General features: G+C 69.6%; 12 protein-coding genes and 1 pseudogene. 6 read left to right on the top strand and 7 right to left on the bottom strand.

The genetic code is table 11. The features are described 5' to 3' along the window. Positions 1–29 precede the first annotated feature (29 nt). The 3 genes from FND50_RS26395 to FND50_RS26385 all read left to right on the top strand — a co-directional run bounded on the left by FND50_RS26395 (position 30) and on the right by FND50_RS26385 (position 3,938). Entirely contained in the window at positions 30–1,163 is a 1,134-nt protein-coding gene (locus FND50_RS26395) for a class I SAM-dependent methyltransferase (protein ID WP_144287644.1), read from the top strand. Positions 1,164–1,242: 79 nt separating this feature from the next. Continuing rightward, entirely contained in the window at positions 1,243–2,829 is a 1,587-nt protein-coding gene (locus tag FND50_RS26390) for a glycosyltransferase family 39 protein (RefSeq protein ID WP_144287643.1), read from the top strand. A gap of 545 nt (positions 2,830–3,374) precedes the next feature. Further along, complete coding sequence (locus FND50_RS26385; protein WP_313905287.1) at positions 3,375–3,938, top strand: TIGR03086 family metal-binding protein; 564 nt, start codon at positions 3,375–3,377, stop codon at positions 3,936–3,938. A gap of 117 nt (positions 3,939–4,055) precedes the next feature. Here the strand turns inward: FND50_RS26385 and FND50_RS26380 are convergent, their stop codons facing one another. Then, complete coding sequence (locus tag FND50_RS26380; protein ID WP_397492563.1) at positions 4,056–4,667, bottom strand: short-chain fatty acyl-CoA regulator family protein; 612 nt, start codon at positions 4,665–4,667, stop codon at positions 4,056–4,058. Here FND50_RS26380 and FND50_RS26375 point away from each other — a divergent pair. Continuing rightward, a pseudogene (locus FND50_RS26375) lies at positions 4,609–5,094 on the top strand (citrate/2-methylcitrate synthase); the annotation flags it as partial. The gene FND50_RS26380 and the pseudogene FND50_RS26375 sit on opposite strands and share 59 nt — an antisense overlap. 51 nt (positions 5,095–5,145) lie before the next feature. On the opposite strand, the gene FND50_RS37135 reads toward FND50_RS26375, so the two are convergent. The 5 genes from FND50_RS37135 to FND50_RS26355 form a co-directional block, all read right to left on the bottom strand. Then, positions 5,146–5,280 carry a hypothetical protein gene (locus FND50_RS37135; protein ID WP_005254130.1) on the bottom strand — a complete coding sequence of 45 codons (135 nt, stop codon included), beginning with the start codon at positions 5,278–5,280 and terminating at the stop codon, positions 5,146–5,148. Between the two features lie 95 nt (positions 5,281–5,375). Next, positions 5,376–6,734, bottom strand: a complete 1,359-nt coding sequence (locus tag FND50_RS26370) for a T3SS (YopN, CesT) and YbjN peptide-binding chaperone 1 (RefSeq protein WP_144287640.1) — start codon at positions 6,732–6,734, stop codon at positions 5,376–5,378. A 70-nt stretch (positions 6,735–6,804) separates the two neighbouring features. Beyond that, the gene (locus FND50_RS26365; protein ID WP_144287639.1) at positions 6,805–7,467 is read right to left on the bottom strand and encodes an ESX secretion-associated protein EspG; all 663 of its coding nucleotides are present in this window, start codon (positions 7,465–7,467) and stop codon (positions 6,805–6,807) included. Between the two features lie 14 nt (positions 7,468–7,481). Further along, on the bottom strand, positions 7,482–8,399 hold the full coding sequence (locus FND50_RS26360; protein WP_144287638.1) for a PPE domain-containing protein: 918 nt from the start codon (positions 8,397–8,399) through the stop codon (positions 7,482–7,484). 125 nt (positions 8,400–8,524) lie between these two features. After that, entirely contained in the window at positions 8,525–9,073 is a 549-nt protein-coding gene (locus tag FND50_RS26355; RefSeq protein WP_144287637.1) for a hypothetical protein, read from the bottom strand. 289 nt (positions 9,074–9,362) lie between these two features. On the opposite strand from FND50_RS26355, the gene FND50_RS26350 reads away from it, so the two are divergent. After that, on the top strand, positions 9,363–10,940 hold the full coding sequence (locus FND50_RS26350) for an FAD-binding protein (protein ID WP_144287636.1): 1,578 nt from the start codon (positions 9,363–9,365) through the stop codon (positions 10,938–10,940). Then, a complete protein-coding gene (locus FND50_RS26345; protein ID WP_144287635.1) occupies positions 10,937–11,269 on the top strand; it encodes a ferredoxin family protein in 333 nt (110 codons plus the stop codon). Before FND50_RS26350 ends, FND50_RS26345 begins: the two co-directional genes overlap by 4 nt. Positions 11,270–11,290: 21 nt before the next feature. Here FND50_RS26345 and FND50_RS26340 read toward each other — a convergent pair whose 3' ends face one another. Then, positions 11,291–12,280, bottom strand: a complete 990-nt coding sequence (locus FND50_RS26340; protein ID WP_007300546.1) for an alpha/beta hydrolase — start codon at positions 12,278–12,280, stop codon at positions 11,291–11,293. Positions 12,281–12,293: the final 13 nt, after the last annotated feature.

Genomic DNA, 12,293 nt, shown 5'->3' with positions numbered 1-12,293 from the left:
ACGGGTGCGAAGCGCCTAGGCTCTCCCTCATGGAAACCGAGTTCGTCCGCTGGACCGAGGACGGCACCGAGCATTCGGCGGTGTGGCGGTCCACCAGCGGGGCGACGCCCCCGAAGAAGATTCGGGTGGCCGACGACTCGATGACCGCCGACGAGGCGTACCGCCTGGCGTGCGAGGGGACGGCGCTGCTGTGGCGCGGCGACTTCCACAACGCCCGCCAGCTCGGCACCGCTGTCGCCGCCCGTACCGACCGTAAGACCCGCAAGACGTCCACCGACCCCGCCACCGCGTTCCACCTGCATCGGCAGACGCAGTCGCGGAGGGCGGGGATCCTCGGGATGCTGCTGGTGCCGTTCGACGCCGACCAGACCGTCCCGCTGCGACGCGCCCCCGACGTGCGTCAGGCGGTGCTCGAGGCGTACGGACCCACGGACCAGCCCACCGTCACCACCCTGCGCGACCTGCTCGGGGCGATCGGCGCCCACGAGTGGCAGAAGAAGGGCGTCGAGATCCCCGCCCTTGGGGCGCGCATCCACCCCGGCTACGGCGTGTTCTCGCCGATTCGCGGCGAATACGTCGACCTCGTCGCCGACACCCCGCTGCCGTCGCACACGCAGGCGTTCGACATCGGTACCGGCACCGGTGTGCTGGCCGCCGTCCTCGCGCACCGCGGCGTCGAGAAGGTGATCGCGACCGAACTCGACGCGAATGCGCTCGCCTGCGCCCGGGCGAATCTGGACCGGCTCGGCTACGCCGGTCAGGTCCAGGTGGTGGAAACGGATCTGTTCCCCGACGGCCGGGCACCGCTGGTCGTGTGCAACCCGCCGTGGATTCCCGCCCGACCCACCTCGCCGATCGAGTACGCGATCTACGATCCGGACAGCCGGATGCTCCGCGGATTCCTGGCCGGGTTGGCCGAGCACCTCGAGCCCGGGGGAGAGGGCTGGCTCATCCTGTCCGACATAGCCGAGCACCTCGGACTGCGGACCCGCGAGGAATTACTGACCCTGATCGACGACGCCGGACTGACCGTCCTCGGACGCCGGGACGTGGTGCCCCGGCACGGCAAGGTCGCCGACCGATCGGATGCGTTGCACGCCGCGCGCAAGCGGGAAGTGACGTCGCTGTGGCGGCTCGGTGCGCAGGACTCGCCCGCCGGGTAGCAGCCGGACGTAACGGCGACGCGGTCCGGAACGGTCTCCATGTAGGTCACTGATTTCACCTACTTCGAGGAACCGCGGAATGACGTCGCCCCTGCCCGTGCTGGCTTCCGAGCCCCGGCGCAGCGGTGCGGAGCGGGGAACCCTCGGGTGGACGAGATGGTGCGACCCGCTCCTCCTCGGACTCGTGGCAGTCGCGATCTCGGGATTCCGGTCCTGGTCGCCGTCGTTCTGGCACGACGAGGCGGCCACCGTCTCGGTCGCCGGGCGCGACATCCCCGCCATGGTGCGGTTGCTGTTCGACGTCGACGCCGTCCATGGCGCGTACTACCTGGGCATGCATGGCTGGCTGCGCGTCGTCCCGCTCACGGAGTTCTGGCTGCGACTGCCCAGTGTGCTGGCCGTGGGGATCGGCGCCGCCGGCCTCGTCGTGCTCGGAAGGCTGGTGTCCACGCGACGGGTGGCGTTGGTCGCGGCGCTCGTGTTCGCGATCCTGCCGCGGGTGACGTCCGCCGGAATCGAGGCACGCTCGTACGCGCTGTCCGCGGCGCTGGCGGTGTGGGTGACCGTCGTGTTCGTCGTGGCCGTGCGCAGGCGGACGGGCACCGCCTGGGTGCTGTATGCGCTGCTTGTCGCGGTCTCGACCACGGTGTTCCTCTACAGCATCCTGATCGTTGCCGCGCACGTCGTGACCCTGGCGGTGACGAAGACCGGACGTCGCTGCGTCGGGTCGTTCGTCCTGGCTGCCGGCGCGGGCATCGCGATCGCGGCGCCGGTGATCGTGCTGGTGCAATCGCAGGCGGATCAGGTCTCGTGGATCGCCGGCCGGAATTTCGATCTCGTGTGGATCGTGCTCGTCGAGCAGTACTTCGACAACGCCCTCCCCGTCGCCGTCGTGTCAGGACTGCTCGTCGTCGCCGGAGTGACGGTCGGCATCGTCCGGGAGCGTGACCGCCGGGACGGCGACCAGGCCGGGCTTCTCGCGACCGCGGTGCCCTGGCTCGTGGTGCCCACCGCGCTGGTGCTGCTGTATTCGCTGACGTCGCAGAACGTGTATCTGGGTCGCTACTTCACGTTCACCGCCCCCGCGTGCGCACTGCTCCTCGGACAGTCGATTGTGTGGATCGCCGGCCTCGCCGGACGACGATCGCTGCCGCTTCTCGCGGTGATCCTCGCACTGTTCGGTGCCATCGCCCTGCCGCACTACCTCGTCCAGCGCGGACCGTACGCCAAGCCGAGCGGCATGGATTACAGCCGCGTAGCCGACCTCGTCGAATCCGGGGCCGCACCCGGCGACTGCGTGCTCTACGACCTGAAGAACGTCTGGAATCCCGGCCCGATGCGCACCGTCGAGACCGTCGATCCGCCCGCCTTCGCCGCTCTCCGCGACATCTCGCGGGGATCGACGGCCGCGGAACTGGGCGAGTTGTGGGACGAGACGCTGGCGCCCGACCGCATCGCGGACCAGATCAGGAGTTGTCCGGCGATCTGGCTGCTCACCGACCGATCCGCGGGGGTCGACAGCCACACCGGGGCGGCCCTCGATTCCCGTGATCCGGTGGCGCTCGGCGCCAACTTCCGCGTCGTGCGGTCGTACGGTTTCGACGTGGACGAGCGGTGGCAACTCAACGTCAGCCAGGTCGTGCACTTCGTCCGGCGCGGCACTTAGCGCGCTTTTCCGTTCCGGTGGCGGATCCTCGACCACCATCTCATGCCTGGGCTTTCGCAGGGTGGGCGACGCACATTGGCGTCAGATCGCGGCGAGCACCCTGATTTCCGCCGCCGCGGCAGTGGGCACGAGGGCCGTGGCCGCACCCGCCGCCCAGGCAGCAACATTTCAGGACACTTGCGTCACGCATCCGGGGGCATACGCCAGTGGGGCGGTGCTCGGCGTCTACGCCACGAAGAGAATTGGCAACGACCGGGAAGAGTCTTGCACGGTGTATGACGCCCAAAACAGGCTGCTCGGTACCGCGCACCAAACCAATTACGGGTTCTACGGAAAGCAGCCACAGGGCCCCGGTCAGGTAGGCCCACCGGTCCAGTCGCCTCGTTGTTCGACGGAGCACAATCTCGACGGCACCGCGGGACGGACTCGGGCACTTGCCGCCGCCGCTAGTTGACGAGCCCAGCAAGCAAACCCGGCCGTACGCCGTTCCCGAGAAGGACATCCGCGACGACGCACCTTTCCGGAGCTAGTCCACGACCGCTACCGTGCGAGAGGTGGAACTCATTCTCGCTGCCTCGGCCGAATTCGAGCGCGTGGTGCGCCACCTGCCGGTGGACTCATGGGACCTGCCCACACCGTCACAGATGTCGGTGCGTGACCTGGTCGAGCATGTCGTGGTGGGAAACCGCTTCACTGCGCTCCTGCTTGCCGGCGTCGGTCGTGAACAAGCCCGGAACATGCTCACAGACGACCAGCTCGGAGACGACCCGGTTGCCGCGGTGGCCGAATCGTCGCGACACCAGGCCGAGGCCTTCGCCGCCGCACCACCGGAACAGCCAGTTCCAGGCCCGAAGGGCGACGTCCCTGCCGAAGCGTTCCTGCGCTTCCGGCTCGTCGACCTTGTGGTTCACGGGTGGGACCTCCTCCGCGGGGCGGGCCTCGATGAAACTCTCGACCCGCCTGTGGTCGCCGGGCTGTCTCGTGTGGTCGAACCACATCTGGACGACATGCTCGCCTTCGGCGCGTACGGCGAGGGCCCGAGTGGCACAGTGCCTCCCGACGCTTCGCAGCAGACTCGACTCCTCGACTGGTTCGGGCGACGGCCCTAGCGCACTACTTGCAATCCGTGCCGATGCCACCGACAGGGCGGAGGCGATCGCCGAAGTTCAGGTACGAGTAGCGTTACGCCCGTGAGTGGTTGACGAGTTCCTGGACCCGTCAACCACTCACGGGCGCGGAGCGCCTACCGGCCCAGCTGCGGGAACGCGCGTTGCGCGCACGCGTGAGTATATCAGCCGATCGGCGTACCCGATGTCGCAGCCGAGGCCGATCGCGAAATTGCGTTCCGGGGCGAGATATCCGAGACCGCCGCTGTGGGTGGTGCGCGCGATCCACAGGTAGGCGCGCCCGTTCGACACCTGCGTGAGGATCCGGCCGGGATTCGCGAACGCCTCGTGGACCACCCACAGCGGGCAGCTGCCGCCGGCTCGGGAGAAGTGGAATGCGTTGGCAGACTGGCACTTCGAAATGTTCCCGGCGCGATCGGTGCGGACGGAGAAGAACGACACGCCGCGCTGGCCCGGCCGGTGCAGCGTCGACAGCAGGCGACAGATCGTCTCGAACCCCACCTCGAACTTCAGGCCCAGCAGGTCGATGTCGTAGTGGAGTGATTCGGCGGCACCCAGGAACAGCGTGTACGGCAGGATGAGCGCCCCGGCGAAGTAGTGAGCCAACCCGATTCGCGCGAGCGCGGCGGATTCGGCGGTCAGCGACTCGTCCTCCGCGGCGATCGGGGCGTTGAAGGATCCGTTGCACGGCGGCGCCAAGGAGGCCGTCATGCACGACATGGTCGAGATCGGCGATCCGGACCGCGCCGAGGAGTGGCTGCTGGGCAAACTCGCCGCCAAGGAGAAGGTGATGGGTTTCGGCCACCGGGTCTACAAGAGCGGCGACTCGCGGGTGCCGACGATGAAGGCGGCACTGCTCGACATCGCAGCCGCCACCGGCGGTGAGAAGTGGGTGCGAATATACGACGTCCTGGAGAAGACGATGGCCGGCGCCACCGGGATCGCGCCGAATCTCGACTTCCCGACCGGTCCGGCGTACTACCTGATGGGATTCGACGTGGAAATGTTCACGCCGATGTTCGTGATGAGCCGGATCACCGGGTGGACCACCCACATCATCGAGCAGGGCGCGTCGAACAGTTTGATTCGCCCGCTCAGCGAGCACTCGGGCGTCCCCCAGCGCTCCGTCGTCGCCTGACGGCTTGTGCGCCTTTGTGGTTGCTGCCGCTACCAGAAAGGCGCACGGGCGCTAGCGCTTTTTGACGTGCGAGACGATTTCCGGATCGCTTTGTCCGTTGGTCTTCATCTTCTTGTCGGCGCGCTTCTCCTTCAGCGACTTACCGGACTTCTTCGACATGGAATTGCGGGGCGATTTGTCAGCCATGGACCATCCCTGAATGCGGAACCTGGACGGCTCCGATAGTGCTGACAGTACGCCACATCCCGGGAAACCCGGACCGATCGTCGAAAGGGCGGCTTCTAGGACGACGGATCGTCGAACAGGGTCTGCTCCTCGGGGTTGGTGAACAGCCCCATCTGCTCGGGCCGCGGCTTGGGGTCGGGAGCGCTCGCCGCCGGTGGCAGCACGACGGTGCGGAGGGCGTGGCGCAGGGTGCCGACGATGCGCTCCCACTGGTCCGCCGACGCATCGTCGGTTTCACGCAACCGGGACACCCAGGCGATGCCGGTGTCCAGGAGCACGAGGATCCGGTCGCGGTCGTGACCGCAGACGTCGGTGACGACAGCCGGATCGGTGTCGCCTCCGGGCCCGGCATGGAGATGGAACAGCGTCTGGAGTTCCTTCGGCAGGTCGGTGGACGACATCCGGTTCTCGGTGCGAGGTGCCGCATCCGGCTCCGGTTCGGCGTCCGGGCCGGAGTCGCGGTGGAAGAACAGTTCGCCACCGAACCGCGACGCGAACTCGTTGTCGACGGTGCTCAGGAAATCGGAGAACGCCTTGCAGCTGTCCGTGAGGTGCTGCGGGACGAACGGGTTGCCCGACACTTCCAGGAACGCCGACAACCGGTCGTCGACCAGCACGAACTTGATCCGTGACCACGTGCGGTTGAGGTCGGCGGTGACCTCGGCCGCCCGGGTGCGGTCGCTGATGTCGTGCACGAGCGGCGCGAACAGCTGCACGTCGACGGTGTCGGCGAGCGGGCCGACGAACAGGATGGTGTTGCCCATCCGGATCGGGACGTCGCCGTCCGGGTCGCGTTCGGGCAGCAGCCCGAGCATCGGCACCAACGCGAGCGTGATCAGTTCGTGGAGATGCTCGACGTCGCGGGGGACTACGGCGGCCGCGGGGTCGAGTTGCGCGACCAGCGGCGGCCGCACCGAAACCGGGTCGAACGTGGCCTCGGGATCCGTACTCGACGTCTCGGTGCTCAGGAACGCGGGATGCGTGATTCCCCAGACGTCGCGGAACGCGGCCACGGCCATCGCGGCCAGCTGATCCGACCACGACAGCTTCTTGTCGACGTAGAACGCGGGGGAGCCGTCGTCGGGTTCGTCGTCCGGGCCGCGCGTCGGCCGGTTCCAGCCCAGCTCGGTGAGGTACGTCTGCTCGGCCTCGGTCAGTGCGCGGTCGGGGTGCAGGTAATGGTTCGACGGCACCTCGCAGCGCACCGTGTCACCGTCCCACACGACGAACTGAATGCACGGCATCAGGCCCTGGGATTCGTCGAGCTCCTCGAATCCCGATTCGAGGACCAGAAGGTCCTCGTCCTGCATCGCTGCCAGATAGTCCGCGAGGCGCCGCTGGAACTCCGCCCAGTCGCGGTTCACGCTCGAATCCAGATCGAAGTCCTGCATGTCTGCTCCGTCCGGGTCGGCCACGAGTCACCTACTTCCGCTCTATACGGTAGCGGCGATCGTCGAGACCGCAGTGCAGGAGGGGGCGGTGGGCTCAGACGGGGTGACCGGCCGCGATCCGTCCGGTCAGCCGGGTGACGGCGTCGAGGAGGTCCCACGACGTGCCCGGTTCCACCGCCACGGCGGTATCGCCCCACACGAGGTACCGGCCGTCGCCCTCGATGTCCCGCCACGCCAGACCGCCGACGGGGCGTGGTGAGTGCCGCGCGCCGCGGATCACGGTGACGACCCCCTGGCTCGTCGACGGCCGGTCGAGGATCCGGGCCGCCCGTGCGCTCCCGGCCGGTGTCGGCGGGACCACGACGCCCGTCGCCGCGCCGGCGTCGGTGTCAGGGAGCTGAGCGATCAGCTGCCGGCCGACGTCGTACGGTTCGCAGCTCCGGATCACCACTTCGCCCGGATGCTGCACCGCCGCGATCCCGTGCCCGCGTGCAATGGCTCCCGTCATGCGGACCGGGGTACCGCCGTCCGCACCTGCCGAACCGGAGATCTCGATCCGGAGGTCGGGTTCGGCGAGCACCAGCAGCGCCGACTCGAGCGCGTCGTGTTCGGGTCCGGAGAAGGCGGCGCGGATCCGGCGCTGCTCCGCCGCGTACTCGTCGGCGGTGGCCAGCGTGCTCGTGACCCTGAACGGATACGGAATGCGGTCCTGGCCGGTCCGGTCCCACAATGCCGAGAACTGCGGGCCGGTCAACACCCAGTGCCCCACGACTATCGGCCGATCACCGCGGGTGTCACGAGAGGCAATCTTCCGACGAGTTCGCTTCCCTCGTCGATGCTTTCGAGGTACGTCGGGGGTTCCTCCTCGTCTTCCCGGGCGGCTGGCAGGGCGGGAGCGCCCGGCCGTTCGGGGGTGGTCGTCTGGTGAGAGGACACGATGCTGCGCGCGTACTGCGCCACCCCGCCGCCGACGGCCCCGGCCAGCGCCGCACCCGCGATCGAAACCGGCGCAGCCTGTGCGGGCGCCGACGAGTCCTCGAGCAGCACCTCGCCGCTCTTGCGGTGCTCATTCCGCGGGACGGTTTCGGATTCGGGCTCGGCCACCTGCTCATCGCTGGGTATGCCGTGCACCCCGTTCGGTCCGATGTCGAAGCCCACCGGCTGACCGTTTGCCGTTGCCGCGGCATCGGTCGCGGCGAGGCCCGCAACGGGGAGTTGTTCGTCCGCGACCCGATACGCCGAGGTGTAGAAGGTGTCCATGGCGGCCTTCGCGTTCTGTTCTGCGGCGTCGGCGTCGGCTTCCGCAGTCCAGTTGACGGGCAGCACCCGGGTCCAGTCGGTCGGGTGTTCGCCGGGCCGACCCACCGCGCCGCGGACCGCTTCGGCTCCGGTGGTCGCGTGCCGCAACGCATCCGCCACATCCGTGAATCGGCCGCCGACCTGCCCGGCTTGGGCGGCGTAGTGGTCGAGCGCCGACGCCACCGCGTCCGCGGTCGGCCCACGCCAGCCGGTGTCGACGGCGGCACGGGTCGCGTCGTGGAACTCGGTGACCGACTCCTGGAATCGGCGTCCGAGGTCGTCCCAGGCCGCGGCCACCGCACCGGACTCGGCGGGCCTCAGCGCGTCGACCGCACACCTGATGGCTCGGTGATCCCACTCGCCCGACCGAAAATTCTCCCCGCCACTCATCCCGACCTCCGATGCTGGACACTCACGGTCCCGGAGTGGACCCCCCAATCCGGCGGGAAGCCACCCTACCGACTCCTGTACCGGGCTTGTCACCGCTCCCGATCTCGGAAAGGCTCGGGTAAGCCTCAGCCCCGCGGTCTGGTGGTGACGGGCGGGATGGTGATCACCGGACGCGTCGTCGTCGTGGTGGTGACCGGCGGCAGTGTCGGCGCCGCGGGTGACGCCGTCGGCGGGGCCGCGATCCGGGGGACGGTCTGCTCGGTCGTCGTGATGACGGGAGGCCGGGTCACGGGTGTGGTGACCGGGGCCAGGCTGATCGTCGGGGGAGGCGGCGCGACCGTGGTCCGGACGGGCGGTGGCGGGGCAGGGGTCGTCGAGGGCGCGGGCGGCGGCGCGGTGGTCACCGGCGCCGGTTCGGTGGTGAGCGTGACGGCCCGTGGGGTGGTGAGGTCGGCCATCTGCCAAGTGGGGGTCGGCGGGACGAACACCTGGAAGGTGGCCGGTGCGGCGCTGTAGGGCCCGGCGGCCTGCAGGCCCTCCGACGTCAGCGGTGGCGGCACGACGTCCGGCCCGCGGTTGCCGAACGCGCCGCCCGCGGCACCGATCATCAAGCCGGAGACCGCCGACACGGTGGCAATCGCGAGTGCCCCGATCGCTACAGTCCTGTCGTCCATGCGCTACCCGTCCTCGGCGTGCAAATGCGTCCACCATAGAGGGCGGTGCCGCCTGCTGCCGCATGTGTCCGGAAGACGAGTCGTCCGGGCGGGTTCGCTGGATGGTTGCCGAGGTTCGGCGCACGCTGACGAGAACTCTTGTTCGGGCGAGCCGGTCAGCCGACGATCGAGCGGTGTCCATACCGCTCCGACCGGGGGTAACGATGTGTCTGCTCGACTGGTTGTTCCGCCGTCCGCTGTCCGAACGAACCGGGGCGGCCGTCGCCGCGTCGGCGATGCTGTTCGCTTCGTGAGCCGGCTCGAGATCGACGCCGACGTCCTCGTCCTCGGCGGCGGACCCGCCGGAACGTGGGCGGCACTGGCGGCGGCCCGGGCGGGCGCGCGGGTCGTCCATGCCGACAAGGGCTACTGCGGCACCAGCGGCCCCACCGCATCGGGCGGCAACAACCTGTGGAACGTCCCGCCCGGTCCGGCACGCGAACGGTCGGTGCAGGCCCGCTTCGAGGACGGCGGCAGACTGTCCGAGCCGGCCTGGATGTACCGGGTGCTCGAGGAAACCCACCACCGGGTGGATGAACTGGCAGGCGCCGGCTACCGGTTTCCGTCCGGCGACGACGGCCGGGAGGTGCGTACCAGCCTGCAGGGGCCGGAGTACATGCGCCGGATGCGCAGGCGCGTGCACCGCGCCGGGGTCACCATCCTCGACCACAGCCCCGCCCTGGAACTGCTCACCACCGGCGACGGCACCGTGTCCGGTGCCGCGGGTCTGCAACGGCAGAACGGATACGCCCCGTGGTCGGTGCGTGCCGGGGCAGTGGTCGTGGCGACCGGCGGCTGCGCATTCCTGTCGGGAAGCTTCGGAACGAACGTCGACACCGGCGACGGACTCCTGATGGCGGCCGAGGTCGGGGCGTGGTTCTCGGGCATGGAATTCTCTACGGCCTACGCGCTGGCACCGGCGTGGAGTGGGCACACCAAGGGGTTGATGATGCAGTTCGCCACGTACTACGACGCGGACGGTCGGACTCTCGGGGACGGCGGTTTCTCCGCACGCGGCGCCGCGATGGCGCACCTCGCCGCCGGCCGCCCCGTGTACGCGCGACTGGACCGAGCCAGGCCCGACATCCGCGCGGCCATGCGCACGTCGCAACCGAATTACTTTCTGCCGCTGGACAAGGCCGGCATCGACCCGTTCACACAGAAGTATCCCGTGCGGGCAGTGCTGGAGGGCACGGTGCGCGGAACCGGAGGTATCCGGGTCGCCGGCACCGACTGCGCCAGCGACGTTCCCGGCCTGTTCGTGGCGGGCGACGCGGCCACCCGTGAACTCGTCACCGGCGGCCGCAGCGGCGGCGGCAGCCACAACGGGGCGTGGGCGATCTCCTCGGGGACGTGGGCCGGCGCGGGTGCAGCCCGGTTCGCTCGGAAGCGCCCCGTCCCCGACGGGGTGCGCGGCGCGGGCGCGGCGGGACTGCGCGGACCGTCGGCCCGCCGGCAGGCGTCGCGCTCCATCGTCGGACTCGTGCAGGAGCACACCCTGCCACTGCGACGCAGCTTCCGGCGCAGCGCGACGAGTCTGCGGGACAGCGTGACAGCCCTCGACGAGGCGTGGTCGGGTGCCGCCGATCTGCTCGGCGGCACCGAACGGGAGCTGCTGCAGGCACGGTCGGCCGCCGCGATGCTCGCCGTCGCGCGGTGGGCGACGCACTCCGCGCTGGCCCGGACCGAGACCCGGGGGATGCACGTGCGCACCGACCTACCGGACACCGATCCGGCGCAGACCCGTCGACTGCTGTCGGGCGGGCTGGGCGAGGTGTGGGTGCGGCCGGAACGCGGCACCGCCGAGGCCCGGACGGTCGCGTCGTGATCGAGGTCGTCGTCGCCGACCGCTGCATGCGGTGCGACATCTGCATCAAGGTCTGCCCGACGGACGTCTTCCGTCGCGGCGCGGACGGGGTACCCGTCGTCGCGCACCAGCAGGACTGTCAGACGTGCTTCATGTGTGAGGCGAACTGTCCCACCGACGCGCTGTACGTCGCGCCGTTCGACACCCCGGTTCCCGAGGACTCGACGCACACCGACGCCGAGGGTTTGGCGGAGTCGGGGGCGCTCGGCGCCTACCGCGCCGTGATCGGGTGGGGTGGCCGTCGCACGCCGGGTTCCACACTCGACCGGAACCACCTCTTCACCCCGTGAGTACTTGTTAACGTCCGGCGGTTAAGAAGTACTCACGGGTGTGGCTTTGCGGATGAACCGGCCGATCTCGCGGATGGCGCGGGTGCCCTCGGGAAGCAGACCGGCGGCGGCCTGGAAGACGTGCACCTGCCGTTCCCACACCTGCAGTTCGCACGGCACACCCGCCTGGGACAGCCGCTCGGACATCAGTTCCGCGTCGACGTACACCATTTCCCGCGAGCCGGTCTGGATCAGCGCCGGCGGCATGGAGGCGAGTGAGCCGTCCACGGGTGACGTGGACGGCTCGTGCCCGCCCCTCGTGTCCAGTCTTTCGATCAGCCTGGACAGGGCACCGACCGCGCGTTTGGGGAAGACAGCGCAGAGGTCGGCGTTGGGATGGGCCAGCTTGTTCACCGGGTCGAGGTCGGTCAGCGGCGACAGCGCGACGTCGGCCGCGGGACGCGGCAACCCCTGGCGCAGGGCTTCGAGCGTCACCATGAACGTCAGGAATCCGCCTGCCGAGTCGCCGGCGATGACGATGCGGTCGGCGGTGTACCCGTGCGAGAGCAGCCACCGGTACCCGTCGACGCCGTCCTCGACGGCCGCCCGGATGGGGTTCCGCGGGATCATCCGGTACGCGACGTTCAGCGTCGACGCCTTCGACTCCGCCGAGATCCTGGACACCATCTGGCGGTGGGAGTTGATCCCGCAGCACAGGAACGCCCCGCCGTGGAGGTAGAGGATCGCCCGGTCGGCGAGCTCACCCGGGGGCCGGATCCACTCGGCGCGGCAGTTCGGCAGCCGGATGGGCCTGCGCACAGTTCCGCGGATGGGACCGAGCGAGTATCCGAACAGGTCGACGACTCCCGTGGGCCACGGCAGTTCGGGGTAGCGCGCCCACCCGTCCAGGAACGGCCGGACCGTGCGGCGGAGTGTGTGCGCGAGGGCCGTCGACTGCAGGCTGGTCCCGGCGAACTCCCGCCGCGTCACCGGGAGGGGTGACGGGCAGAAGTCGAAAGTCGCAGTGCTCATAGCCTGCCTCCGA

Origin of the sequence: Rhodococcus sp. WB9 (assembly GCF_007558985.1) — a bacterium.
In the GTDB taxonomy this organism is placed as follows: domain Bacteria; phylum Actinomycetota; class Actinomycetes; order Mycobacteriales; family Mycobacteriaceae; genus Rhodococcus_F; species Rhodococcus_F opacus.
The sequence above is the reverse complement of the archived record's forward strand: the minus strand, read 5'-3'. Positions and strand labels throughout refer to the sequence as shown.